Annotated in this window: 23 protein-coding genes; 17 read left to right on the top strand and 6 right to left on the bottom strand. The window is 62.3% G+C overall.

Annotated elements, in window-relative coordinates:
- Positions 1 to 175 precede the first annotated feature (175 nt).
- A complete protein-coding gene (locus tag ACE03M_RS04155; RefSeq protein ID WP_485932845.1) occupies positions 176 to 853 on the bottom strand; it encodes a fasciclin domain-containing protein in 678 nt (225 codons plus the stop codon).
- A gap of 261 nt (positions 854 to 1,114) precedes the next feature.
- Positions 1,115 to 2,731 (bottom strand): molybdopterin-dependent oxidoreductase, encoded by a 1,617-nt coding sequence (locus ACE03M_RS04150; RefSeq protein WP_485932844.1) that lies wholly within the window; start codon positions 2,729 to 2,731, stop codon positions 1,115 to 1,117.
- Between the two features lie 125 nt (positions 2,732 to 2,856).
- Between ACE03M_RS04150 and ACE03M_RS04145 the strand changes: the two genes are divergently transcribed.
- The 6 genes from ACE03M_RS04145 (at position 2,857) to ACE03M_RS04120 (ending at position 9,354) form a co-directional block, all read left to right on the top strand.
- Positions 2,857 to 3,357 carry an OsmC family protein gene (locus ACE03M_RS04145; protein WP_143923969.1) on the top strand — a complete coding sequence of 167 codons (501 nt, stop codon included), beginning with the start codon at positions 2,857 to 2,859 and terminating at the stop codon, positions 3,355 to 3,357.
- Positions 3,358 to 3,517: 160 nt separating this feature from the next.
- Positions 3,518 to 4,201: a trimeric intracellular cation channel family protein gene (locus ACE03M_RS04140; protein ID WP_143923968.1), complete on the top strand. Its 684-nt coding sequence runs from the start codon at positions 3,518 to 3,520 to the stop codon at positions 4,199 to 4,201.
- A gap of 67 nt (positions 4,202 to 4,268) precedes the next feature.
- Entirely contained in the window at positions 4,269 to 5,132 is an 864-nt protein-coding gene (locus ACE03M_RS04135; protein ID WP_143923967.1) for a PPK2 family polyphosphate kinase, read from the top strand.
- A gap of 162 nt (positions 5,133 to 5,294) precedes the next feature.
- Positions 5,295 to 6,203, top strand: a complete 909-nt coding sequence (locus tag ACE03M_RS04130) for an alpha/beta fold hydrolase (RefSeq protein WP_143923966.1) — start codon at positions 5,295 to 5,297, stop codon at positions 6,201 to 6,203.
- On the top strand, positions 6,200 to 7,351 hold the full coding sequence (locus tag ACE03M_RS04125) for a M20 family metallopeptidase (RefSeq protein ID WP_485932843.1): 1,152 nt from the start codon (positions 6,200 to 6,202) through the stop codon (positions 7,349 to 7,351). The genes ACE03M_RS04130 and ACE03M_RS04125 overlap by 4 nt, the downstream gene beginning before the upstream one ends.
- A 110-nt stretch (positions 7,352 to 7,461) precedes the next feature.
- Positions 7,462 to 9,354, top strand: a complete 1,893-nt coding sequence (locus ACE03M_RS04120; protein ID WP_485932842.1) for a prolyl oligopeptidase family serine peptidase — start codon at positions 7,462 to 7,464, stop codon at positions 9,352 to 9,354.
- 102 nt (positions 9,355 to 9,456) lie between these two features.
- On the opposite strand, the gene ACE03M_RS04115 is transcribed toward ACE03M_RS04120, so the two are convergent.
- Positions 9,457 to 10,194 (bottom strand): TetR/AcrR family transcriptional regulator, encoded by a 738-nt coding sequence (locus ACE03M_RS04115; protein ID WP_485932841.1) that lies wholly within the window; start codon positions 10,192 to 10,194, stop codon positions 9,457 to 9,459.
- Positions 10,195 to 10,376: 182 nt separating this feature from the next.
- Here ACE03M_RS04115 and ACE03M_RS04110 point away from each other — a divergent pair, with 182 nt between their 5' ends.
- From ACE03M_RS04110 to ACE03M_RS04085, 6 genes are all read left to right on the top strand, one after another.
- Entirely contained in the window at positions 10,377 to 12,059 is a 1,683-nt protein-coding gene (locus ACE03M_RS04110; protein WP_485932840.1) for an ABC transporter substrate-binding protein, read from the top strand.
- Positions 12,060 to 12,143: 84 nt separating this feature from the next.
- Positions 12,144 to 13,109 (top strand): ABC transporter permease, encoded by a 966-nt coding sequence (locus ACE03M_RS04105; RefSeq protein ID WP_143923962.1) that lies wholly within the window; start codon positions 12,144 to 12,146, stop codon positions 13,107 to 13,109.
- Positions 13,106 to 13,996 (top strand): ABC transporter permease, encoded by an 891-nt coding sequence (locus tag ACE03M_RS04100; protein ID WP_485932839.1) that lies wholly within the window; start codon positions 13,106 to 13,108, stop codon positions 13,994 to 13,996. Before ACE03M_RS04105 ends, ACE03M_RS04100 begins: the two co-directional genes overlap by 4 nt.
- Before the next feature lie 8 nt (positions 13,997 to 14,004).
- Positions 14,005 to 15,021 carry an ABC transporter ATP-binding protein gene (locus ACE03M_RS04095; protein ID WP_485932838.1) on the top strand — a complete coding sequence of 339 codons (1,017 nt, stop codon included), beginning with the start codon at positions 14,005 to 14,007 and terminating at the stop codon, positions 15,019 to 15,021.
- The gene (locus ACE03M_RS04090) at positions 15,018 to 16,046 is read left to right on the top strand and encodes an ABC transporter ATP-binding protein (protein WP_143923959.1); all 1,029 of its coding nucleotides are present in this window, start codon (positions 15,018 to 15,020) and stop codon (positions 16,044 to 16,046) included. The genes ACE03M_RS04095 and ACE03M_RS04090 overlap by 4 nt, the downstream gene beginning before the upstream one ends.
- Positions 16,043 to 17,128 carry a tartrate dehydrogenase gene (locus tag ACE03M_RS04085; RefSeq protein ID WP_143923958.1) on the top strand — a complete coding sequence of 362 codons (1,086 nt, stop codon included), beginning with the start codon at positions 16,043 to 16,045 and terminating at the stop codon, positions 17,126 to 17,128. The genes ACE03M_RS04090 and ACE03M_RS04085 overlap by 4 nt, the downstream gene beginning before the upstream one ends.
- 50 nt (positions 17,129 to 17,178) lie before the next feature.
- Here the strand turns inward: ACE03M_RS04085 and ACE03M_RS04080 are convergent, their stop codons facing one another.
- The gene (locus tag ACE03M_RS04080) at positions 17,179 to 17,601 is read right to left on the bottom strand and encodes an OsmC family protein (protein ID WP_143923957.1); all 423 of its coding nucleotides are present in this window, start codon (positions 17,599 to 17,601) and stop codon (positions 17,179 to 17,181) included.
- 209 nt (positions 17,602 to 17,810) lie between these two features.
- On the opposite strand from ACE03M_RS04080, the gene ACE03M_RS04075 reads away from it, so the two are divergent.
- Entirely contained in the window at positions 17,811 to 19,085 is a 1,275-nt protein-coding gene (locus tag ACE03M_RS04075) for an MFS transporter (RefSeq protein ID WP_143923956.1), read from the top strand.
- A gap of 59 nt (positions 19,086 to 19,144) precedes the next feature.
- Here the strand turns inward: ACE03M_RS04075 and kynU are convergent, their stop codons facing one another.
- Entirely contained in the window at positions 19,145 to 20,428 is a 1,284-nt protein-coding gene (gene kynU, locus ACE03M_RS04070) for a kynureninase (protein ID WP_485932837.1), read from the bottom strand.
- 122 nt (positions 20,429 to 20,550) lie between these two features.
- Between kynU and ACE03M_RS04065 the strand changes: the two genes are divergently transcribed.
- The 4 genes from ACE03M_RS04065 (at position 20,551) to ACE03M_RS04050 (ending at position 24,066) form a co-directional block, all read left to right on the top strand.
- Entirely contained in the window at positions 20,551 to 21,036 is a 486-nt protein-coding gene (locus ACE03M_RS04065) for an Lrp/AsnC family transcriptional regulator (RefSeq protein ID WP_143923954.1), read from the top strand.
- A 136-nt stretch (positions 21,037 to 21,172) separates the two neighbouring features.
- Positions 21,173 to 22,771, top strand: a complete 1,599-nt coding sequence (locus ACE03M_RS04060) for an SLC13 family permease (protein WP_143923953.1) — start codon at positions 21,173 to 21,175, stop codon at positions 22,769 to 22,771.
- 145 nt (positions 22,772 to 22,916) lie between these two features.
- Positions 22,917 to 23,510 (top strand): OsmC family protein, encoded by a 594-nt coding sequence (locus ACE03M_RS04055; protein WP_143923952.1) that lies wholly within the window; start codon positions 22,917 to 22,919, stop codon positions 23,508 to 23,510.
- 124 nt (positions 23,511 to 23,634) lie between these two features.
- On the top strand, positions 23,635 to 24,066 hold the full coding sequence (locus tag ACE03M_RS04050; RefSeq protein ID WP_143923951.1) for a VOC family protein: 432 nt from the start codon (positions 23,635 to 23,637) through the stop codon (positions 24,064 to 24,066).
- Between the two features lie 36 nt (positions 24,067 to 24,102).
- Here the strand turns inward: ACE03M_RS04050 and recQ are convergent, their stop codons facing one another.
- The gene (recQ, locus tag ACE03M_RS04045; protein WP_485932836.1) at positions 24,103 to 25,938 is read right to left on the bottom strand and encodes a DNA helicase RecQ; all 1,836 of its coding nucleotides are present in this window, start codon (positions 25,936 to 25,938) and stop codon (positions 24,103 to 24,105) included.
- Positions 25,939 to 26,451 lie beyond the last annotated feature (513 nt).

The raw sequence follows: 26,451 nt of genomic DNA, 5'->3' as shown, positions 1-26,451 counted from the left end.
TCGGGGGGGCCCGTGGCCTGGAGCCGAAGGATCATCTGAACTCATTGTCCAATCATGTCATTCGATCGGCTTCTGTTCGTCCGATGTCCACACATCGTATGAAAAAGGTGGTGGCCAAGGGCCGATCCGAGATGTCGAAATCGGGCCTTGGCCACTGCCTCGTCAAACTCTGGTGTCACTTAGAGGGCATCATCACACTGTCGACCATGTACACGGTGGCATTCGAGGTGGCCACGCCACCGCAGACCAGACCGGCATCGTCGAACTTGAGGTCGTCTCCTTCACCGGAGATCGTCACCTTCGAACCTTCGACGGTCTCGTGCTCACCGGCGATATCGTCGGGCGACAGCTTTCCTGGGATGACGTGATAGGTGAGAACCTTGGTCAGCATGTCCGAATCCTTGGCCAGCGCATCCAGGTCGTCCTTGGGGACGTCGCCGAAGGCATCATCGGTGGGTGCGATGACGGTGAACTCGTCTCCGTTGAGAGTGTCGACGAGGTCGACGTCGGGATTGAGCTTGCCCGAAACGGCCTTGGTCAGGGTCTTGAGCATCGGGTTGTTCGATGCCGCTGTGGCGACAGGATCCTGTGCCATTCCTTCGACCGATCCGCCGCCCTTGGGATTGGCCTCGGCGTAGGCGGCACAGTCCGGTCCGACGAGATCCCCGCCGGCCATGGCGTCGTCGCCCGACTCTTCTGATGCGGCAGGGCTTTCTGCAGTATCACTGGACTTGGTCTCGGTATCACCGGACTCGGAGTCGGAGCCCATGTCCGAGCAGCCGCTCAGAGCCATAAGACCGATCGCGCCAGCGGCCAGGATGGTGGTGGTGCGAGTGCGAAGCAGCGTTTTCATCGTTCTTCTCCTAATTGAGGTAATGCATCAACGGTGGTGCGTATCAGCGCACAGCTTTGAAGTTGCCTTCATTGCTCGCTGTGTACCTGGTATTCGCAGCCCGTCTGGTTCTGGATGGGTGAAATTCAAAGATTCTTCGGACTTCTTCTTCACGGAGCCCTCTGCGATATCTTCGGACCTGCGCAGATCGGCCCCAGTCTCCGCCTGCATGGGGAGTCTGGGACCGTGACGGTACAATCCGGTGCGTGACTGAGGATCGTTCTACTCGACACTGAACTGGATGTGGTGGTGACCGGTCGCGGAGTTGGGAATGGACTTCCTGCGCTTCGGGGTCTGGACGTTTCCGTCCTGATCGATCGCACGGACCGTGACGGTATGCAATCCGGGATCGACGTCGCTGAAACCCGTCGTCCACTGGCGCCAGGTGTCGATGTTGACCTCATCGCCGAGTTCTGCCGAGGTCCATTCCCCATCGTCGAGTTTCACATCGACTCGCTTGATGCCGCTGCGCTGCGCCCATGCCGTGCCAGCGACGGCCACATCACCGGCAGGCACCTTGGCCAACGGCTTCGGCACTTCGACCCTCGACGCGACGAGGATGGGCGCCTTGGCATCCCATCCTCGATCAGTCCAATAGGCGGTCTTCTCATCGAAACGAGTGACTTCGAGTTCGGTGACCCACTTGGTAGCCGAGACGAAACCGTAGAGTCCGGGAACGACGAGGCGGGCGGGGAAGCCGTGTTCGGGAGGAAGCGGACTCCCGTTCATTCCAACGGCCAGCAGGGAGTCGCGGTCATCGGTGAGGGCTTCGATCGGCGTCGACGCCGAAAACCCGTCGATCGAATGGGAAAGGACCATGTCTGCGTCCTTGTTCGGGTTCGCCCGACGCAGCAGCTCACGCACCGGGTAGCCCAACCAGGTGGCGTTGCCGACCAGGTCACCCCCGACGGGGTTGGAGACACAGGTGAGCGTGATGTGGTGCTCGTCGAGAGGAAGGCTGAGCAGATCATCCATCGTCAGAGTCACTTCGGTCTCGACCATGCCATGGATTCTCAGCGACCATTCCTGTGGGTCGATGACCGGAGGCGCCAACGCCGTGTCGATGCGATAGAAATCCGTGGGGTCCGTGACGAAGGGCGCAAGGCCCTTGACATCGGGATGCGCCGAGGTGGGAATCGGTGGGGCTGTGGACGCCGGCTTCGGCAGCACCAGTTTGGCCACTGCGGCTCCCGCATCCAGAGTCAATGCGGCCACGGTCTGTCCGGCCGCCATCGCAGCGGCACCCGCTGTCCCGATGATGCCGGTGATGATGAAGAAACGGCGACGAGACGGTGCCGAAGCCGGCGTCTCGGTCGAGTCGGATGAGGAAGATTCGGGTGCAGACGAACCATTGGGACGGGCAGCTGCAGGAAACCTCCGGGGAGCTGCGGGAGCCGTCCCTTTCTCAGCGAGGCTCATTCCAACGCTCATAAGGAGACGGAAGACGGTCATGCCCAGGGCGAGTCCGATGAGAGTCGGTACGATGTCGACGACACTGGACTCGGGGCGGATGAGGATGACGATGATGGGAACCAGCCCGGCCACAAACAGCAGCGCCGTCGCCAGACTGAGCCGGTGAGAGGCCAGCCAGCCGATGAGCCCTCCGAGCACCAGCGAGCCCAGACCTGTGGTGAGAATGAGGAAGAGCTTGTCATTGGTGCCGAAGAGGTCGATGACAGGTTTGACGAGCCCAGTCGGTGCCAGCGGAATGATCGTCTGACCCAATGCCAGCAGGGGTGCCGCCGGTGGACCGAATGCTCGGGCGATCAGGTCGGCGGCACCGAACAGGACAAGGGTGGCGACGATCCCAGCGAGGGCGGCGCGAAATGGTCTTCTCATGTACAGATATTCGGAGCGGACGACGATCCGGATGGACGATCAGGGCGCGAAGATTCGCTCCTGTGCCGCGCCTCATTCACGAAATTGTCAGTTAACTTGCCGTCAAGCTGACGTAGCATAGTGCAATGACTGAGAACCCAGGATACGCCGAGCCGCAGGCGCCAAGCGGAGACTCGGACGAACCAAGAAGCGCAAGCGCTCCCATCTACACGGCCAAGGTCGAGAACCTCGGCGGGACCTCGGGTGAAGTGCGAGTCGAAGATGGTCTGACACTGTCGACGGCCCCCACCTCTCACACCGATCAGGGCAGCAACCCCGAGCAGTTCCTCGCGATGGCGTGGAGCACCTGCCTCGGCGAAACCCTCAAGGTGGTGCTGGCGGTCAACGACATCGAAGCACAGTCCCGCGTCCGCGTCGAGGTCGACCTGCACGGTGAGTCCACCGGTGGATTCTACTTCGTACCCCGGGCATACATCTCCATCGACGGCGTCTCCGCCGCAGACGCGGAGAAGTACGCCGGACGGGCCCACGCCAGGTGCCCGATCTCGAAGCTGCTCAAGGGACAGGGCAACCCGAGCGTCGAGATCGAAGAATACAAGAACCCGGACAACTTCCAGCTCAGCTGAGTCCGATTCCTGCACGGATGAGGACGGCACGCTCCAGCTCGGCGCACTGATACTACAGTGGAGTCCAGGCACCGAGGTGGGAGAACCGGCGTCGGGCAACGCTGGCCGCACGGCGATTGGCGTTGGGTGCGCCGTTGACAGGCCGGAAGGGGAGTAGGTCGTGGAGGTACAAGAAGCAGTCTTTCTCGCGCTTGACCTCACCGGTACCTTCGTCTTCGCAGTCTCCGGAGTCCTTCTGGCTGCCAGGCGTGGCTTCGACATCACCGGGGGCCTGGTTCTCGGGACGATGACCGGCATCGGTGGGGGCATGATCCGTGACGTCCTCCTCGATCGAGTGCCGAACGCGCTCGGTCAGCCGATCTATCTGGCCCCGCCCCTTATCGCCACACTGCTCATCTACCTCATCGGCAAGCATGTCTCGCGGGCTCGGATCTGGATCGTGGCCTTCGACGCGATCGGGCTCGCCATCTTCAGTGTCACCGGTACGACGATCGCCCTCGGCGCCGGTGCGACCTATCCGGCGGCCCTGCTCATGGGGGCGCTCACGGCCTGCGGCGGCGGTCTCATGCGCGATGCTGTGGCCAGTGAGGATCCGGCGATCTTCACCGGCACCGACCTCTACCTGATCCCCGCCCTCTTCGGAGCCGGTGTCACGCTCATCGCCGATGCGACTGGCATCCTGGGCAATGTGGTGTCGCTGATCATCGCCGGGCTTGCGTTCACCTTCCGAATGCTGGCCTGGAGGCTGCAGTGGCGGGTACCGCAGCCGATGCGGCAGTGGTCGTATCGGGAGACCGAACGGAAGATGAAGAGGCTGCCTTCGGTGTTCCGGAAACCCGATTGAAGGCGCAGAGCCCTCGGAGATCACCACAGATATAGACGCTGACCCTCCTGCCTGCAAAGATGAACTCATGAGCGAGAAGACGATGCAGAGTTGGACCGAGGATCCGGAGCCGCTGCTGCGGGCAGGCGAAGGGTTTCGGCTCGATGATGTTGATCCGCGTTCGACCCCCGGCTACGAAGGCAACAAGAAATCCGGGCGCAAGGACCTCAAAGCCTGCGTCCCCGAACTCGGCGATCTTCAGGAACGACTCTTCGCGGCCCATCATGATGAGAAGTCAGGGCCAGCGGTTCTCCTCGTCCTCCAAGCGATGGACACGGCAGGCAAGGGCGGAATCGTGCGCCATGTCGTCGGATCAGTCGATCCACAGGGCGTGGAGCTCGCCGCGTTCAAGGCGCCGACGAAGGAGGAGCTCTCCCATGATTTCCTCTGGCGCATCCGACCGCGCGTGCCCGGGCCTGGCATGATCGGCGTCTTCGATCGCTCCCACTACGAGGATGTGCTCATCGGCAAAGTCCGCGAGCTTGCCGATGACGAAGAGATCGAGCGGCGCTACGCCGCCATCAGAGACTTCGAGGCAGAGCTCGCCGAGGCGGGTGTGCGCATGATCAAGGTCATGCTCAACATCTCCCCGGATGAGCAGAAGGACAGGCTGATGGAGCGCCTGGACCGCCCGGATAAGTACTGGAAGTACAACCCCGGCGACGTGGACGAACGTCTCCTGTGGCCCGACTACATGAAGGCTTATCAGGCGGTGTTCGAGCGCACCTCGACCGAGGCGGCTCCTTGGTACGTCGTCCCCGCTGACCGCAAATGGTATGCACGATTGGCGATCCAGCAGCTCCTGCTGAATGCGCTGCGGAACATCGACCCCCAGTGGCCGGCTGCGGACTTCGATATCGACGTCGAACGGGAGCGACTGGCCGAGAGCTGAGGCTTGGGTTCTGGGAGCCCTCGGGCTCGGTGGTGCTCCAGTGCAGTTCGGCGTTGCGGACTCCCCGTCTTCATCTGCCCTGACCCCTTCCTGCCCATGCGCAATTGAGATAGTCTAAGGAATTGACTAAAGGTTTTTCCAAAGACGGAAGGCGCATGCATCATGCTCGAAGGATTCGATCCGATCGGCAATTCGCGCTCAGGTGTGCGAGTCAGCGGATTGATCGCCGGCTCCGGACCCCCGGTGCTGCTATTGCACGGATATCCCCAGACGAAGCACATGTGGCATCTGGTGGCCCCTGAGCTGGCGAAGCACCACACTGTCGTCCTTGGGGATCTGCGCGGGTACGGTGACTCCGACAAGCCGGAGCAGACGAACGACCGCAGCACCTATTCCAAGCGGGAGATGGCTGCCGACCAGCATGCCCTGATGATGTCGCTCGGTTTCGAGAGGTACTCCGTTGTCGGGCATGACCGAGGCGGACGCGTCGCTCATCGCTTGGGGCTCGACCACCCGGAAGCCGTCGAACGCTTGGCCGTGCTTGACATCGTGCCGACTCTGCATATGTTCGACAACGTGAACCGCGCTATGGCGAGCACCTATTTCCACTGGTTCTTCCTCGCCCTGGAGAACGGGATGCCCGAGGCTCTCATCAGGGCAGACCCTCTCACCTGGCTGCGCAGTCGATTCGAAGGCCGCAACGCCGGGGGTCGATCGATCGACCCGGACGCATATGAGGAATATGCACGGTGCTTCACGAGCCCGGGAGGAGTTGAAGCGTCCACGGCCGACTATCAGTCCGCGGCTACCATCGATCTCGACCATGATCGCGTCGATCGTGATCGCGACCTGCGCCTGAGGATGCCGCTGCTGGCTCTGTGGGGAGAGCAGGGATACGTCGGCATGAACTTCGATGTCGTCGACGTGTGGAAGGGCTATGCCGCCGCAGTCGAAGGTGCAGCGGCACAATCCGATCACTACTTGGCAGAAGAGACTCCAGAGTTCGTCATCGCCGAACTCACGAAGTTCTTTCATCCGCTTGCTGCCGCCAACGGACGGCGGAGCTCGTGAACGGCACTCACGGCGGCTGCGAAGACGAGAAGAGTACTGAATCCGAGATCGTTCACGCACGCCTGCGATCGTTGGTCGAAGTGGAATCTCCCACCGGGCACCGGGAAGGGATCGCCGAATGCTTCTCCCTCATCAGGCACTGGGCCGGTGCGGCACTCGATCGGCAGGGCGAGATCCGAGAGATCGACGGCGTCGACCATCTGTACTTCGCGGCCGCCGATCCGGGGGGAATGCTCCTGCTCGGCCACGTCGATACCGTATGGCCGGTGGGCACTCTGGACCGGCTGCCTTTCACGGTCGAGAGCGGGCGCGCTCGCGGCCCCGGCGTCTTCGACATGAAGTCGGGGCTCGTAGCGGCCATCGGCAGTCTCGAAAGACTGGCCGCCGAGGGGCGGAGCGGACGCGACGACGTCTCTCTCCTGATCACGGGCGATGAGGAAACCGGATCGATTACCTCCCGGGGGCTCATTGAAGAGGCGGCGGCGCGCTCACGTGCCGTGCTCATACTAGAGCCGAGCCTCGATGGGGCGGTGAAGATCGCTCGCCGAGGCGCCGGAATCTACCGTGTCGGGGTCAGGGGGCGGGCAGCACACGCTGGCCTCGAGCCTGAAAAGGGTGCCAATGCCCTCGCAGAGATGGCCGATGTCCTCCAGCGGCTCGCGCTCCAGTCGGACGAGTCGCTCGGCACGACGGTGTCGCCGACATTCGCCACAGCCGGTACTGCCGTGAACACCATCCCGGAACTCGCCGAGGTGGCCTTCGACGTTCGTGCCTGGTCCCTCAGCGAACTCGAACGCGTCGACGCCGCTTTCCGGTCGATTCTCCCGCGCAATCCCGAGATCGCACTGGCCCTGGGCGGGGGCATCAACAGGCCGCCCCTTGAGCGTGAGCACGCCGAGGCGCTCTATCTCCTCGCCCGACAGGTCGCCGCGGACCTCGGGCAGACCCCGCTCGATGGTGTCGAGGTCGGGGGTGCATCCGATGGCAACTTCACAGCGGCACTCGGCACGCCCACCCTCGACGGACTCGGGCCGCTGGGAGACGGTGCCCATGCCGAGCACGAATGGGCGAATCTCGAATCGATCATCGAAAGGGCCGACCTCGTCGCTGAGCTTATTCGGCGCATTCGCGGGCAGACGGACACGTAGCCGATGCGTCCTCGCGACAACTGGGCTGCAGATCTGACTCGGACATCTGTGACTCAGAATCACGCAGCTATTACTGAGAATCATGCCACTATGACCAAAGGGGAGAAGCAATGACCGCTCAAACCGACTCCACCGCATCGACCAATGGACGCAAGACATCGACATGGGAGATGCGCTTCAACACGCCGTATCTGCACACGGTGAGACCGGCAATGGGGAACCCGAGCACTGGCCTTGTCATCGAAAACCATCGCCATGGGGTCAAAGGGCGTCTGCTCGCGCCCGAGGCAGGGAACGCCGGTCCAGTGCTCTCCGATATCCTTCCCATTGACGTGAGCTTCGAGTCCTTCCTGTCACCCAACGCTCGCTGGATCGTCTCCCTCGATGATGACGGAGGTTCTGAGGTCGGCGGACTCTTGGCCCAATCGGTCGACGGTACGAAGAGCGTTCATCTGACTCCAGACCGTGATCCCTACGTCATCAGAGGGATGGAGTTCTCCGCCGATGGGTCGACGCTTCTCGCCACCATCGTCGACGATGAGGGCTTTCACCTGCTGTCGATTCCCGCGCATCCCTGGGGCGAGGCGGAGGTCATCTGGTCCTCACGGAACGAAGCCTGGTACGGGCACGTCTCCGCCGATGCCAGCCTGTTCTCCGCTGACTCGACGAATCACAATCCGGGTTGGCGTCGGACAGCTGTCACCGTCGTCGACGCACACTCCGGTGAGGAGATCGCCGTGTGCAACGATATGGGCGACGGCGGTCCAGTCCGGGCCGTGCGCTTCTCTCCGCTGCTGGGAGACGATCGATTGCTGTTGAGCACCGAGAAGAGCGGCTTCGCCAGGCCGGCGCTGTGGTCACCGTCGACTGGAGACCGGACAGACTACCCCCTGACTGAGTTGGCTGGTGAAGTGCTCGCGCTCGACTGGGCCCCGGAGCATTCGCAGATCCTCCTGCTCCACGTCGACGCGGGGATTCATCGCCTCCTGCTCCTCGACACCGATGGCGGGGGCATCTCCATCGTGCGTGAGGGCACCGGCAGTTATGCCGACCCCGATGTGGCCGCAGAATTCGCCTACAGTGCGCAGTCCTACCTCGACCAAGCTGGCGGAGTACTTGTATTCGAGCAGTCATGGAACACTCCTCCAGCGCTCACCAGAATCGATCCCCACGGCGAATCGACTCCCGTCATCGATGCACCCCAGGTGCCCGAAGGAGTGCCATTCAACTCTGAACTCGTCACCAGCGCCGATGGCACACCTGTTCAGTTGTGGTGGGCGATCCCGGTTGGTGAGGTGCGCGGCACTATCCTGTCCATCCACGGCGGGCCCAACTTGGTCACCACCGACCACTACGCACCCGAGGCACAGGCCTGGCTGGCAGAGGGCTTCGCCTTCGCTTCGCTCAATTATCGGGGTTCGGTGACATTCGGCAGGGAATTCAGAGAAGGCTTCTGGACCGGATACGGCGACCGCGAGATCGCGGATATACGGGCGGTGATAGACCGCCTGCGGGGACTTGGCGTTGCGGATCCGACATCGACGTTCGTCACCGGGGCCTCCTACGGCGGTCACCTGACGCTGTTGTCAATGGGCCGACTGCCCGAGTACTTCGCTGGAGGTTTCGCCGTGGTGGCGATGGCCGATTGGGCGACTGCATTTGAGGAGATGAACGCCGCACTCAGGCCCGTGTGGGAAAAGGTGCTGTCCAACGGTGAACTGAGCTTCGAGGAGGCCTGTGCGAAGCTCTCGTCCACGAGCTACGTGGATCAGGTTCAAGGGTCGGTCGTGCTGTTTCAGGGAGCGCGTGACTCTCGCACTCCGCCGGCACAGGCGAGGAAGTACATCGAACGACTGCGGGCGAGCGGGGGAGACGTCTCCATCGAGTGGTTCGATGCCGGTCATACACCTGCGGGTCTGGCCATCGAACACGAATGGTTGGAGCGCGAGCTGGGATTCGTTGCGCTCACCGAGTCCTCAGTGAGGTGGTCAGGCACGCCCTGATCGCTGTGTCGAATTCCTTCATGCGACGGATTTCGATACTCCTAGGGGCGTGACTGGAACTCAGCTGCCGTTCGTCTCGGCTGAGTCCCCTGACTGCGCTCGCTATCTGTCTTCGGCACCGGGAGCACCCTCCGCAAGTGCTTCGAGACCCCTGATGAGCACTTCGAGGCCGGCGTCGAACGTACTGGCATCCCCGATGCCCAGAGGAGGTTGGCCGGCCGCAGTGATAGCGGGATATTCTTCGGGGTCGAGGCGTTCGAACTGGATTCTCCAGGCCAGCTCGTCCTCTCGCTGCACCTGCTCCGGCAGGCAGTGGGAGGTCGCTTCGATGCTTGAAAGCGCGCGCACATAGTTGCCGAAGACGCGTTGGTATTTGAGCGCGTCTTCATTATTGAATCCAGCATCGAAGAACGCCTTGAGCGTGTATTCCATATTGCTGAACTCGCGAGGCATGCGAGTGGTTCTAGCCGCCATCTGCGAAGCGAGTTGAGGATAGCGCAAGTAGTGTTCGTGGACGACACGTGCGGCAATCCGCAGATTCTCTCTCCAGTCCCCGGTGGGCACAAGGGCACCGAGATAGGAACGGTCGCGCAGGGAATCGATAAGCGCGAGGACGAGTTCGTCCTTGTCCTTGAAATGACGGTACATCGATGTCGGGTGAGCCCCGAGTTCGGCTCCCAGTGATTGGAATGTCAGTCCATCGAGGCCGTCGCGCTCAGAAATCACCTTTGCGGCGTCGAGAATGACGGTGCGGTTGAGCGAATCGCGTTTGCGCCTAGTGCGGACCGGGGCATCGGATGTCGATCGTGTGCCGTCCTCGGATGTGCCGGGATTCGTCAAGGTTCTCCCATCGTCGTGTGTGCCCTCAAGGATAACCGCAGTCGGGATGAACACGAAGATCGCTTGCCCAATAGATAGTCAATTATGTTGACTAACACTATTGCTATCTCTTCGATTCGGGATTAATCTGTTGCTACGACATGGCGCTGTAAGCAGTGGGGCCATGGTGGAAAGGAACTTCAATGACGAGTTTCACCCGACCGCGAGGCAGGAGACGTCTCCGTGCAGCAGCGGCCGCAGGCCTCGCGTTGGCGCTCGGTCTCACCGCGTGTTCGACTGGCGACGGCGGTCTTGACCAGAACATCTCGGACGACGAACAGATCGTCATCGGTGCTGAACAGGAACCCGACTGCGCAGACTGGATCGCTACGTGTGCCGCAAACATCTGGGGCTCCTACACGATGCGGATCCCCACTCTTCCACGCGCCTTCGAGTCCCGGAAGACCGATGGTTCCTGGGAGCTGGTCCCCTCTGATCTGCTGACCGGTGAGCCGAGAGTAGCCATCGCAGAGGGAGGGAAGCAGACGATCACCTATAGCATCAATCCCGAAGCTCAGTGGTCCGACGGAGAACCCATCACCGGTGAAGACTTCGTGTACACCGGCCTCCAGATCCGGGACGGCGATGACATCTTCGACAAGAGCGGGTACTCGCTCATCGAATCTATCGACGCTCCGAACGAGAGGACCGCAGTCGTCACGCTCAAGACCTCGACCGGCTCGTGGAAGAAGCTCTTCAGCGGCGACTACTCTGTCCTGCCCAGCCACATCCTCAAGAGCGAGGACCGCGCCGAGATGATGAAGGACGGCTATGACTTCTCCGGTGGCCCCTGGAAGATCGAGTCCTGGGTCAAAGGGGTCTCAGTGACACTGGTGCCCAACGACAATTACTGGGGCGAGAAGCCGAAACTCAAGAAGGTCACCTTCCAGTTCATCACCGACACCGCGGCCGCCTTCCTCGCGCTCAAGAGCGGTCAGGTCCAGGCGCTGTATCCGACGCCGCAACTCGATGCGATGAGTCAGATCAAGGCCGGCGTCCCGAATACGAACATCGACGTCGACACCGATTCTGGAAACCTGGAGGCCCTGTGGATCAATAATGCGGCTTTTCCCTTCGACAGCTTGGCGGTGCGACAAGCCTTCGCCCATTCGATCGACAGGCCCGCGATCGTTGAGCGACTCTACGGACAGATCGGGGTCGAGCAGGTGCAGCAGAGCTTCCTCACCCCACTCAACGGCGTCTACGCCCGGGAAGACTTCTCCCGATACACCAGAGACCTCGAGAAGGTTGAGGACCTCATGATGGATGACGGGTGGCGCAGGAACGAAGAGGGAATCTGGGAAAAGAACGGGAAACCCGCTGAGTTCCGCATCACCACGCAGTCTGGGAACCAGCGACGCGAACTGGCCGAACAGATTCTTCAGAAGCAGGCAGGTGAGGCCGGTTTCTCCATGAAGATCGCCAACGTCGCAGGCGCCGACCTGTTTTCAAGCGTCGCGCCGAAGGGGGACTTCGAGGTCGGATTATGGACGATCATCGACACCGTCCCCGAACCCGATCTCGGCTCCTCATTCAGGTCGGACGCCATCCCCGGTGACGACAACGGATTCTCAGGCATCAACTTCACTCGAGCGAACATCCCAGGGGCTGACGGACTCCTCAACACCGTTGCCCGCACGACGGACGACAAGGAACGGATCACGAAGTCCCATGCAGCCGAAAAGCTCATCGCTGAGGCTGTTCCCGGAATCCCCATCGACACGGTGCCGAACATCGTCATGACCAGCAGCAAGGTCAAGGGGCCGGTCGAGGTCAATCCCGCAGAGGGCCCCTTCTGGAACCTGGAGGAGTGGACCCTTGATTGAGAGCTCAGCTATTTGTGAAGCCACAAAGATCAGTGCCGGTATCGCACTCGACCGTCCTGGAACCGGAGAGGCCCGGGAATCATCATGATCACCTATGCGCTGCGCCGACTGGCTTACTCGATCCCGGTCATCCTCATCGCCTCGTTCCTGCTCTTCTGGGCTGTCCGTCGAGCCTTCGACCCGTTGAGCAAGCTCCGGCTGAACCAGGATCCGACAGCGATCGCCCGAGAGACCGAACGACTGGGTCTCGACAAACCGATCCCGGAGCAGTATCTCCTCTGGTTCAAGGGCTTTGTGACAGGGGACTGGGGGACCAGCACCCGTACGGGCCGTGACGTCCTCGACATGATAGCCGGCGCAGCCGGGCCGACCATCCAACTCATCTTCTGGGGAGTCCTCCTCGGTGCGATCATAGCGATAGCGGTGGGAACCTATTCGGCGGTCAAGCAGTACAGCGCGGCCGACTATGTGTTCACCGGAGTGTCCTACATCGGAATCGCCCTCCCCGCGTTCTGGTTTGGGCTCCTGCTCATCCAGATATTCGGGGTGTGGCCGGTGCAGATATGGAACCTGGCCGAGCCGCCGCTGTACTTCGTGGGACTTCACTCGGTGGGCCATTCCGATTTCGGGGATTACCTACGCCACCTCGCACTTCCCGTGGTGACGATGACGATCACTCTCGTCGCCAGTTGGAGCAGATACGGGCGAGCTTCGATGCTTGATTCGCTCACCAGTGATTATGTGCGAACGGCGCGGGCAAAAGGGGTACCGAAGCGTCAGGTTGTCATCAACCATGCCCTCCGCAACTCCCTGGCACCCTTCGTCACCGTGGTGTTTCTCGATGCGGGCATCCTCCTCGGCGGGCTCGTCGTCACCGAACAGATCTTCTCGATCCCAGGGATGGGCAAGCTCCTGCTCGACTCCCTGCTCGCCGGCGATGCCCAGCTGCTGTTGCCGTGGATGATGCTCGTGGCCATCGCCATCGTTGTCTTCAATCTTCTGGCGGATCTCAGTTATGCCTACCTCGACCCGAGAGTGAAGTTGTCATGAGAGCACAATCAGCGGCCGTGACCACCAAGACCACAAGATCTTTCGTCGGTCAGTGGACTCTCTTCCGACGCCGGTTCCTCCGGCATAGGCTCGCCGTCAGTGGACTCGTGGTGCTGGCGATGCTCGTCATCGCCTGTTTCGGCGCTCCCTGGATCGCCCCCTTCCAAGAGAATCACCAGGACCTCATCACCGGGTCCACTGGCCCGAGTGCGGTGCATTGGCTGGGAACGGACGAGCTGGGTCGAGACTTCCTCAGCCAACTGCTCTATGCCGGGCGGATATCGATGTCGGTCGGGCTTGGTGTGGGCGTGCTCTCAACCATTGTGGGGGTCCTCCTCGGCTCCCTGGCCGGATACTTCGGCGGATGGGCGGACGAACTCATCATGCGCCTCGTCGATCTCTTCCTCGTCGTCCCACCGATCGCGATCCTCGCTCTCGTGCTCCAGGGATTCGGCAGCTCATCAGCGACAATCGTGCTGGCCCTGAGCGCACTGGGCTGGACCGTCATCGCACGTGTCGCGAGATCTCAGGTGCTCTCACTGCGGGAGAAGGAGTTCGTCGATGCGGCGATCGTTCTCGGAGCCTCTCCGATGCGAGTGATCGTGAGGCACATGATCCCCAACCTCGCCGGAGTCATCGCCGTGAATGTCTCCCTCGCAGTAGCGGCGGCGATCATCACGGAATCGACCCTGAGCTTCCTCGGATTCGGAGTCCAGCCCCCGGACTCGAGCTGGGGCAACATGCTCAGCCAGGCTGCCGGTCTGCTCGGCACCCCGCAGGTGCATCTGCTGCTCTACCCCGGCCTGCTCATACTGATCACGGTGCTGTCGGTGAACTTCATCGGCGACGGGCTCCGTGACGCCCTCGATCCACAGACGAAACGATGAGGCCCGCGATGACACTCACCCAACAACCGCTGCTCACGGTCGACAACCTCAGCGTCGTCTTCTCCACGGACAATGGTCCGGCCACCTCGGTCGAGGGGCTGAGCTTCGACCTGAATGCGAACGAGACCCTCGGCGTGGTCGGCGAATCCGGTTCAGGAAAATCCATCACCTCGATGGCGATCATGGGACTGCTTCCGCGCACAGCTGCTGTGACCGGATCGATTCGGTTCCGCGGTGAGGAACTGCTGACCAAAACCGACGATCAGCTGCGGGAGCTGCGCGGTCGACGGATCTCCATGGTGTTCCAGGACGCACTCGCCGCACTCAATCCGGTGAAGTCAGTGGGCAATCAGCTCATGGAGGCGGTGCGAGTCCATTCGTCGGGCCGAAGCCGCCAGGAGATGCGGGCCAGGGCGATCGAACTCCTCGACATCGTCGGCATTCCCACCCCCGAGCAGCGTGTCGACCAGTTCCCCCACGAATTCTCCGGGGGAATGCGCCAGCGCATCATGATCGCCATGAGCATCGCCAACGATCCGGATGTGCTCATCGCCGACGAGCCGACGACAGCCCTCGACGTCACTGTCCAGGCGCAGGTGCTCGACGTGCTGCGTCGGGTTCAGAAACGGACCAACTCGGCCCTGCTGATCATCACCCACGATCTGGGTGTGGTTGCAGGGCTCGCCGACAGGGTCCTCGTGATGTACTCGGGGAAGAAGGTGGAGGAGGCCGACGTCGAGGATCTCTTCTACCGACCTTCCCATCCGTACACCGTGGATCTGCTGGCCGCGATGCCCCGTCTCGACGGCAATTCTGGCGATTCGCGCCTGTACTCGATCCCCGGGGCTCCACCGGATCCGACCGAGCTTCCGCCGGGCTGTCGATTCGCACCCAGGTGTCGGTATGCGATGCTCGGCACGTGTGATCGAACGCCTATTCCCGAACAGTTCATCACCGATCGCCATATGGCGGCCTGCCTGAGGATCGACGAGGTCGCCGCCGTTCGACAGGAGGCGTCCTCATGAGCAGCACACTCGAAGCCATCGATGTCGTCAAGGAGTACCCGATTCGCTCGGGTCTCTTCCGCAGACGCACCGGCACGGTCCACGCGCTTTCGGGGGTCAGCCTCGAGGTGCCGAAGGGAAAGACGCTCGGCATCGTCGGTGAGTCCGGCTGCGGAAAGTCCACGCTGGGACGCTCGATCGTCCGGCTCCACGACATCGACAGCGGCAGCATCCGCTTGGACGGCGAGTCTGTCGAGTCGGCCTCCGGTCAGGACCTGCGCTCCCTGCGGCGACGCGTGCAGATGGTGTTCCAGGACCCCTATGCCTCTCTCAATCCGCGTCTGACGATCGGCAGCGCCCTCATCGAAGCCCTCGAGATCCACGGGTTGGCGGCCGGTCGCCGTTCGGAACGGGCGCAGGAACTGATGGAGATGGTGGGCCTGCGTCCCGAGTTCGTCCAGCGTTACCCGCACGAATTCTCCGGTGGTCAGCGGCAGCGCATCGGCATCGCCCGAGCGCTCGCCGTCGAACCCGAGGTGATCGTGCTCGATGAACCGGTCAGCGCTCTCGACGTCAGTGTGCAGGCCGGCGTCCTCAACCAGCTCAAGGAGCTCCAGAATCTGCTCGGACTCACCTACGTGTTCATCGCCCACGACCTCTCCGTCGTGAGATACCTCAGCGACGAGGTGGCCGTGATGTATCTCGGCAGGATCGTTGAGACCGCGCCGACGGGCAGGCTGTTCGCAGCACCCGAGCATCCGTATACCAAGGCGCTGTTGTCTGCAGTTCCGATCCCCGATCCGATCGTCGAGCGGAGCAGAGAGCGGATCACCCTCAGCGGTGATGTGCCCAGCCCTCTGAACCCTCCGAGCGGATGCCGGTTCCGCACCCGGTGCTGGAAGGCCACCGAACGCTGTGCCACCGAGATTCCGCTGCTGCGTACGATGGCAGACGGGACTCGAGCGGCCTGTCATCATCCCGAATCGGAGACTCAAAGCCCAACCGATCCCATGGACAGTCAGAGAACGGAAGCAGGTGCTCAATGAGCTTACAGAAGGCGATCGCAGTCATCCCCGGCGACGGGATCGGGCAGGAAGTGGTTCCCGAGGGGCGTCGGGTGTTGCAGGCAGTCTCACAGAAACACGGAATCGATCTCGAGTTCGTCGATTTCGACTTCGCAAGTGCCGACTACTACCAGGCTCATGGAACTATGCTGCCCGAGGACTGGTTCGACAGTCTGCGCGGCTTCGACGCGATCTTCTTCGGGGCGGTCGGCTGGCCGGACGTCGTGCCCGACCACATATCTCTATGGGGCAGCCTGCTGCAGTTCAGGAGGTCTTTCGACCAGTACATCAACCTCAGGCCGTGCCGCCTGCTGCCCGGCGTGAAGAGCCCGCTGGTCGGCTACGGCCCAGGTGACGTCGACTTCTACGTGGTGCGGGAGAACACTGAGGGCGAGTACTCGTCGATCGGCGGAAAGATGTTCGAGGGCACCGACCGGGAGATCGTTGTTCAGGAGACCGTGATGACTCGGACAGGAGTCGACAGGGTGCTCAAGTTCGCCTTCGAACTGGCCGATTCCCGTCCGAATCAACACCTCACCTCGGCGACGAAGAGCAACGGGATCTCCATCACAATGCCCTACTGGGACGAGCGTGTGAAGATCATGTCTGAGAACTATCCCGAGGTGAGGCAAGATCAGTTCCACATCGACATCCTTACCGCCAACTTCGTCCTCAAACCGAATCATTTCGACGTCGTCGTCGCGAGCAACCTCTTCGGCGACATCCTCTCCGATCTGGGACCGGCCTGCACAGGAACCATCGGGGTCGCGCCGAGCGCGAACATCAACCCTGATGGAACCTTCCCGAGTCTGTTCGAACCGGTGCACGGCTCGGCTCCCGATATTGCGGGTCAGGGCATCGCCAACCCGATCGGCCAGATCTGGTCGGGCGCGATGATGCTCGACCACTTCGGCGAAACCGAGGCAAGCGCGGACGTCCTCGAGGGAATCGAATCGGTGCTGAGCAGTGGGGACGCGAGCATTCTCACTCCCGATCTGGGAGGTCGGGGCTCGACCTCATCACTTGGAGAGGCGATCGCCTCGACGATCCTGTCGCGGGACTGATGTTCGGGAGCATCCGTGCCGTTCGTGTGACCCGGCGCTGACGCCGAAGGTCAGTCGCGGCGGATGCTGAAGTCGACCTTCGTCTCCTGCTCGACCGTGCGGGAGACCGTGCAGTACTTGTCATGGGAGAGGCCGACGAGCTTCTCGATGCGAGAGTCGGCCTTGCGACCCTCCTCGTCGTCGGGAAAGGCGAGGTCGAAGTCGAGGTGGACGTTGTCCACTCGGGACGCACCGTCCTCGTCGATCTTGTCCGCCACGGCCGAGACGTCGAAGCGCGTCGGCTCGGTGTGCCTGCTGGTCACAGTGTCGACATCGATGGACGAACACCCGGCGACGGCTGCGAGCAGCAGTTCGACGGGTGTCATCAGGCCCTCGCCGCGGCCGAATTCGATGCTCGCTCCACTCGGTGCGGTGGCTCGGTAGTGGTTCTCGGCGAGCCTGGTCAGTTCGATGCTGCGGGTGTCTTCACTCATGCACCCATGATGTCAGGAATCACGGCGCAGTGAAGTCGACCTCTGCTGATTTCTGCACCCGGGCACTGCGTACGGGGGCCAGATTCGAAGCCCGAGCAGAGATACGTGTGGGAGACGACCATGTCCAGAGCCGCCTCGGCGGAGAGGAATCGGGTTCCACGGTGCGGAAGCGGAAGGGGCGCATGTGTGCGTGGTGCCAGAATGGGCGGGTGAACGAGACACGAGACGGTTCGGCGAAGAATACCCCGAGTCCCCGCCGCTTCGGCGTGCTGCGCAACTGGGCGACGGCTCCGTACCTGGTGGGAACCGGGCTGGCGATGATGGGCGACAACATCGAGCACGTCATCACGTACTGGGTGCTGTGGCAGCAGTTCGAGTCCCCGGCGCTCGTGGGATTCCAGCTCATCAGCCATTGGCTGCCGTTCCTCCTGCTCTCGGTCTACGCAGGATCCCTGGCCGAACGATTCGACTGCCGGCGTCTGATCCAGATCGGACAGGTCATGTTCATGGTCGTGTCCCTGTGTTGGGGCATCCTCTTTCTCACCGATTCGCTCCAGCTGTGGCAGGCGTGCGTGCTGCTCGTCGTCCACGGCCTCGCCGGATGCCTGTGGGGCCCGGCCGAGCAGATGATGCTGCATGACTTCGTCGACCGCAAGGAGCTGCCGAGCGCAGTGCGGATGAATGCGACCTTCCGCAGCCTCGGGATCCTGTTCGGACCCGTCGTCGGCTCGGCGCTCCTGCTGTCGTTCGGACCGACCTGGGGCATCTTCATCAACATCATCTTCTACCTGCCGCTGACGATCTTCCTGATGCGCACACCCTTCACCGGGCACACCAGGAGCGGGAGTCCGAACAAAACGCGCACGACTCTGGTGCAGTCGCTGCGAGTGCTCATCGACGTTCGACATAACCGTTCGATCATCGGCATGCTGCTGCTGGCCGCACTGGCCTCGATCACGATCGGTGCCGTGCTGCAGACGGCGATGCCGGTCTTCGGCGGCCTCCTGACAGGCCCTGGCGGAGACAGTGACTTCACGTACGGGCTGCTGCTCTTCGCGCTCGGTGCCGGCGGTGTGCTCGGCGGCTTCTTCCTCGAGGCGACGGGGTGGGTGCGACCGACCCCTGCGGCGGCAGCGGTCGCCGCAGCTGGACTCGGTGCCAGCTCGATCGTCTTCGCGCTGGCCTCGGACCTGTGGCTGGCGCTGACCGTCCTCGTGCTTGCGGGGGTCTGTAAGATCACCGCCGAGTCGACCGAGATGGCCATCATCCAACTCGAGGCGCCGCCCGAGATCCGCGGACGCGTCATCGGCTCCTATTCGATGTTCGGGCCCGGAATGCAGACCTTTTCCGGCGTGACCGTCGGCGTGCTCGGCACGATCGCGACGATCCCGCAGGCCGTGACGATCGGCGGCGCGGTCCTGGCGATCGGCGCAGTGGGAATCGGCGCATATGCGGTGACCGGACGCGGGCGACCGGTCGGCTGACCGCGCTTGTATCAGGCCGAAGTTCAGGTGAGGGGCGGGACGGAACCGAGGCCCGAGCCTCAGGTGACGGCGCCGCGGACCTTGTGCGCAGGGGCGTCCCAGATCCGGTTGTCGAGGATGTCGCGCAGGGCCTCGACCGTGTCCCAGACATCGGTGAAGCCGAGGTAGAGCGGAGTCAGTCCGAAGCGCAGAACTTCAGGCTCGCGATAGTCGCCGATGATTCCGCGCTCGATGAGCGCACTCATGATTGCGAAGCCCTCGGGGTGGGTGATCGAGACCTGTGAGCCCCGATGGTCGTGCTCGCGTGGGGTGACGAGCTCGACCGGGTGATCGGCCAGGCGAGATTCGACGAGTTCGATGAAGAGGTCGGACAGCTGCAGGGACTTCTGCCGCACCGCGGCCATATCGACCTTGTTGGCGATGTCGAGGCCCAGCTCTGCCACCGCCAGTGAGATGACGCCCTGCGTGCCGGTCAGATACCGGCGGATGCCTTCGGCCGGAGCATAGTCCGGCGACATCTCGAAGGGCCTCGCATGCCCCCACCAGCCCGAGAGCGGCTGCGTGAAACGGTTCTGCAGTGCCTCGGAGACCCAGATGAAAGCGGGAGAGCCCGGCCCGCCATTGAGGAACTTGTAGGTGCACCCGATGGCCATGTCCGCGCCCGACCCAGCCAGGTCGATCTCCAGGGCGCCCGCCGAATGGCACAGGTCCCAGATCACCATGGCGCCGCCGTCATGGATCGCCGAGGTGGTTGTGGCCATGTCGAAGAGCCGGCCGGTGCGGTAGTTCACGTGGGTGAGGACGACGAGGGCCACCGTGTCGGTCATCGTGTTCGGGAACCCAGCGGTCACCTCGGCGTCATCGACGAGACGTACTTCGTATCCGGCATCCAGCTGCTCGGCTAGGCCCTGCAGCATGTAGATGTCGGAGGGGAAGTTCTCCCGCTGAGTGAGGATGACCCGACGCTCGGGCGCATCTGCGGCCTGCATCTTCAGTGCGGCCGAGGCGGCTTTGAACAGGTTGATCGAGGTGGTGTCCGTGACGACGGTGCTGCCGGTCCCACCGCCGATGATGCCCGCAACCTTCTCGCCCAGCGTCGCCGGCAGATCGAACCATCCGGCGGTGTTCCAGGAGCGGATGAGCCCGGTGCCCCATTCGTCGGCGATGACCTCCTGAGCGCGCTCGGCCGCACCCTTCGTCCGCGCGCCGAGTGAGTTCCCGTCGAGGTAGATCGTGTCGGAGGGCAGGATGAATTCGTCCTTGAATTCGCGCAGCGGATCCTCGGCATCGAGGCGTTCGCAGTCGGTGCGATCACGTGGGGCGCTGTGTTCGGGGCTCGTCATTGGTCACCTTCGTCGGAGCGGGCATGCCGGTGCTGCTGGTGGCGGATCTCCTCACAGAATACTCAGATCACGGATATCATCTAACCCATCCGAACAGAAGACGGAAACTGGGAGTGATTGTTGTGGTGAATTCGGATCTGATCGTCGATCATCGTTCTGAAGCGAGCAACGTCCACCTTGCCGAGGTGGACCTGGCGATTCTGCGCGAGCTCAGTTCCGATGCCCGGATCTCCAACAAGGAGCTCGCCAGCCGAGTGGGATTGGCTCCATCCACATGTTCGGGACGTGTCAGTGCATTGAGGTCACGGGGAATCATCCGAGGATTTCATGCCCAGATCGACTTCGAAGCGCTTGGTCTGCACGTGTTCGGAATGATCTCGGTGCGGATGTCCCCGGTCGGGCGGTCGAAGATGAGCGACGTCATCGCTGGACTGCTCCGGGCACCAGGGACCCTCGACGTCTTCCAAGTCTCGGGGGAGCGAGACCTGCTTGTGCACATCGTCACCGCCCACCCGACCGGGTTGAACGCCTTCATCGCAGAGCATCTCTCGGATCCGAGGATCGCCCATACTCAGACCAGCCTCGTGTTCGGGCATCACCGACCCTGAGGCACATCACCGACCCTGAGGCACATCGCAGCCCCTGAGCCACAGCGGAGCATTGAGTCTCATCGTGCCTGAAGCGAATCAACGCCGTTTCTGAGACGAAAAGTCTCTGCTGTTGAACACTGGCTATGCTGTGAGCGTGGAACCGGCAACCTGGACCTTCATCATCCTAGGTGCGGCGATGATCGCCTTCATCTCCTCAAAGGTGCCGCTTGCCGTCGTCGCCGGAGGTGTGGTCCTCGCACTGTGGGCCACCGGCGTGCGCAGCCTGCCCGAAGTGTTCGAGGGCTTCGCTGACCCGACCGTCGTCTTCATCGTCTCGCTGTTCATCGTCATCGAGTCGCTCGAAGCTTCGGGAATCACCGCCTGGCTCGCGAACTTCGTGGTCAACCGAGCCGGCACCAGCAGAAAACGTCTGGTGCTCGTCATCGGCGTCGCCGCTGGGATGCTCGGCGCGTTCATCAGCGTCAGCGGAACGGTTGGTGCTCTGCTGCCCGTGGTCGTCATCGTGACGAAGAAGGCAGGAATGCTGCCGTCGAAGATGCTCATTCCGCTCGCCTTCCTCGCCAGCGGAGGCTCGGTGCTCACACTTACCGCGTCGCCGGTGAATATCGTCGTCTCCCAGGCAGCCAGCGACCACGGAGGACGCCAGTTCGGCTATTTCGAATTCGCCCTCGCCGGCATTCCTCTGGTTGTCATCACGATAATCATCGTCCTCCTCGCCGGCGATCGGCTGCTTCCCGACAGAAGCCCGGAGTCGATTGCCGCACCGGATCCGACCGCCCATGCGAAGCGCCTGCGCGAGGACTATCGAATGGATGTGAGCACTGGCGCGCTCTACACCGTCGAAGAGGGTGTCGCCGAGGTGCTCGTCGCTCCCCACTCCTCCCTGATCGGCCGTCATGTGCTGCCCGGCATGACCACACCAGATGACGGACTCGTCGTCCTCGGCGTTCGGCGTGGGGACCACGCCGGTCCGCTGGTGCGCGAGTCGGAGGAGACCGAGGAGGCGGAGGAGAGGTTCGAGCTTCGGGCTGGTGACGCCGTGCTCGTGCAGGGACCATGGGCGGTACTCGAACGGTATGCGGCCTCGCAGGATGTCATCGCGGTGACTCCGCCGCAGTCTCTGCAGCGCGCCGTGCCTCTGAGCAGGAAGTACAAGCGCACCCTCTTCATCTTCGCGGCGATGATCCTGCTGCTGGTCACCGGGGTTGTGCCGACCGCGATCGCCACCATGCTCGCGGCCGGGGCACTGATCGTCACGAAGGTGGTGAGACTGCCGACGGTGTACAGGGCCGTTCCGTGGAGCATTGTCATCCTGGTCGGAGGAATGATTCCCCTGTCCCGAGCATTCGTCGACACCGGTTCCGCCGACATCGTCGCCGATCTCGTGCTGGGCAACCTCGGTGCGGCGTCGCCGTATCTGGCACTCCTCGTCATCTGCGTGATCTCAATGGTGCTCGGACAATTCATGTCGAACCTGGCCACAGTGCTGGTCATGCTGCCGATCGCGGTCGCCATTGCCGGGAGCACCGGGGCGAGCATCCAACCCTTCATGATGGGCTTGGCCGTATGCGGCGCAGCCTCCTTCATCACCCCGGTGGCGACTGCCGGCAACCTCATCGTCATGAGAGCCGGTGGTTACCGTTTCGGCGATTATTGGAAACTGGGACTGCCGCTGATGATCGTCTATCTGGGGATCGCCGTCCTCTACGTCCCCCTCATCTGGCCCTTCTAGTCCGATCGTCTTTGCCAGTCGACGTGTCGGTATGCGTCGCCGTATGGCGGGGGTATGACGGTCTGAGTCGAAATCTGACGCGGGCGCACCGGGAGATCGGTTGGGCTTCCTAGTCTGGGGACCACTCAATCGAAGGAGAGATTCCATGACCGTCACAGCCGACACCACCACAGACTCCACCGGTACAGCAGACTCCACCACTGGTTCGACCGTCGCGATCAGTGCCGAGGATCGGGCCGAACGCCTCACCTCAGCAGGTCAGGCGTGGAACGAACGGATCGCCGCCTCGGCGAAGAACGCACAGCTGACCTTCTCCGCCAAGGGAAGCGCCCGGGGCTCGGTGTCCTCTGTCATTACGGCTGGAAAACACACTTTCACCGTCGACGAACCGGCCCCACTGGCCGGCGACGATGTAGCACCGAGCCCCGTCGAATACGCGTTGGGCGCCCTCATCTCCTGCCAGATCGTCGTCTACCGCCTCTACGCCCACAACCTGGGACTGACGATCGAGAGCCTCGACGTCAGCGCAGAGGGCGACCTCGATGTGCAGGGACTCTTCGGAGCCGATGACACCGTGCGGCCGGGATTCTCAACGGTGCGTGTCAACGTGGAGATCACGGGGCCCGATAGTGACGAGGCCTACCAGGAGCTGCAGAAGACCGTCGACGCTCACTGCCCCGTCTTCGACATCTTCACGAACCCGACGCCCATCGACGTCACCGTGACGAAGAAGAACTGAACGCGACGACAGCTGAGCACCACGCCAAGGCGTTTGGGCGAGTCTCGTCGGACCATTGACTTCCCGGTGGCCGAAGACGAAGATTTAGACTCCATAGCTGGACACCAACTGCCCAGGAGCAGTCATGACCCAGATCTTCGTCAATTTTCCGACCACCGACCTCAACAGGTCGAAAGAGTTCTATGCCTCTCTGGGGGCCGAAGTCGTCCCCGAGTTCACTGATGAGAATGCCGCCTGTCTGAAATGGGATGAGAGCATTTTCTTCATGGTGCTGACGAGGGAGTATCTCGCGACCTTCACCGATAAGCCGATCGCCGATCCGCATTCGACCGCGCAGGTGCTCACCGCACTGAGCCGCGAGTCACGGGAAGATGTTGATGCCACGCGGGCGAAGGTTCTCGACGGTGGTGGCTCGGAGAACAAGGAACCACAGGACTACGGATTCATGTATTCCATCAGCATGGCCGACCCGGATGGCAATATTCTCGAGTTCATGTGGATGGATCCCATCGCAGCCGAACAGGGTCCCGAGGCATACACCGCAGAGCAGAGCTGATCTCAGGTGCCGATGACCGTCTGGCGGTGACTAGGATCAGCCGGTGCTGGACTCCAGGACCTCGAGAACCCCGGGTCCATAGCGTTCGAGCTTCTTCAGGCCCACACCGCTGACCTTGCCGAGTTCGTTGATCGAGTTCGGTTTGGCTTCGACGATTCCATACAGCGTGGCATCGGGGAACACGACGTAGGCGGGGACGCTCTGCTCTTTGGCCTGATCGGCACGCCAAGACCGCAGAGCTTCGAACAGGGCTGTGTCCGCGGTCCCGAGTTCGACTTCGGGGCCGCCTCGACGCTTGGCTCCTGCCTTCTTGGATCCGGACTTCTTGATGGGGTCCACACGCAGAGACACTTCCACTTCGTTGCGCAGAACCGGGCCGGCGTCCTCACCGACGACGAGCACGCCGTAATCACCGTGGGACTCCAGGAGCCCCCGGGCGAGGACCTGGCGGACCACAGTCTTCCACTGCGTTTCGCTGAGGTCTTCGCCGATTCCCCAGACACTGAGGCTTTCGTGATCGGCAGCGCGGGAGCGCTCATTGTCGTTGCCGCGCAGGACGTCGATGACCTGGCCCGAGCCGAAGCGCTGCCCCCGTTCACGGTCGAGGCGGATGACGGCCGAGAGGAGTTTCTGTACAGCCACCGTTGCGTCCCAGGTCACTGGGGGAGTGATGCAGGTGTCGCAGTTGCCGCAGGGAGCGGATTCCTCGTCGAAGTAGCGCAGCAGCTGCACGCGCCTGCAATCGACGGTCTCGCACAGGGCCAGCATGGAGTCGAGGTGCGACATCGCACGCCGCTGGTAGGTGCGATCGCCGTCGCCTGACTCGATGAGCCGGCGTTGGGAGACGACATCGCCGAGACCGTAGACCATCCACGCATCGGCCGGCAGTCCGTCACGTCCGGCGCGACCGGTCTCCTGGTAGTAGCCTTCGACGCTGCGCGGCAGGTCGAGGTGGGCGACGAAGCGGACATCAGGTTTGTCGATGCCCATGCCGAAGGCGATCGTCGCGACCATGACCACGCCGTCCTCACGGAGGAACCTGGCCTGATGATCGGCGCGTACTTCGGATGGCAGCCCTGCGTGATAGGGCAGGGCATTGATTCCTCGGGCCACGAGCGCCTCGGAGAGCTGTTCGACACCGCGCCGGGACAGACAGTAGACGATGCCCGAGTCACCAGAGTGTTCGGTGGTGATGAAGTTGATGAGCTGAGAACGGCCAGACTGCTTCGGTTCGATGCGATAGGTGATGTTCGGGCGGTCGAAGCTGGCGACGAAATGCTGGGCCTCGCCGAGGTGAAGACGCTCGGTGAGTTCGGCATGCGTGGCGGGGGTCGCAGTGGCGGTGAGTGCGATGCGTGGAACGTCGGGGAATCGTTCGGCCAGCACTCCCAAGCCCAGGTAGTCGCTGCGGAAGTCGTGGCCCCACTGCGAAACACAGTGGGCTTCATCGATTGCGAACAAAGCGACCTGTGCACGTTCGAGCAGCGCCATTGTGCGCGGCAGGACGAGGCGTTCAGGTGCCAGGTAGAGCAGATCGAGTTCACCGTCCAGGAGTGCGCGCTCGACGTTCTGCGCTTCCTCGAAGTCGAGGGTCGAGTTGAGGTAAGCCGCGCGCACACCGAGGTTCTCCAAGGCAGTGACCTGATCGGCCATGAGCGCGATCAGCGGAGAGATCACGACGCCAGCACCGGGCCTGACGAGGCTAGGTATCTGATAGCAGAGAGACTTTCCACCGCCGGTGGGCATGAGGACGACCGCGTCACCACCACCCACGATCTGATCAACGACGCCTTGCTGCTGACCCCGAAACTCGTCGTAGCCGAAGACATCGTGGAGGACGTCGAGCGGGGAGGTTGTGGCTGCCGAGGTCATGCGCTCCAGCCTAGTGGACGGTGCTGACTCGGCCGAACTTCGTAGACGGGGCCCATGGGTATAGAGCGGGGGCCCAGGGGTATAGAAGAGCACGTGCTGCAGGCACGGGATAACCTTCGACAACGACTCTGACCACAGGCAACGGCAGGCCTTCACGGACCCCCTTAGGGAGGTCTGGCGACATGTGGTGGGCGTCACGCCAAGTTTTCCGGTTTCGAGTTGCACGCACCAGCCGGCCTGGTCTAGAGTTGTATCTCGTTGCCCCGCAGAAAACGAACTCTTCGAGAACAGTTTTCACCCGGTATGACCAGCACAAACACAGTTTGGGTTGATCGTTCACTGGATGTGGGTGACAACGAAAATTGAAACTGACACCCCCGGTGTAGACCGCCATGTTTGATGGTGTGTGGTGACGGGTGAGTGTGTGTGGTTTGAGAATCCAATAGCGTATTTGTTTGAACAGATAGTGATGCCAGAAACATTATTTTTCTGGTAAGACAATCACATGTTCAC

It is taken from the genome of Brevibacterium sp. AGC70, from assembly GCF_057334195.1.
Note: the sequence above shows the minus strand (reverse complement) of the source record. Positions and strands in the feature narration are given on the sequence as shown.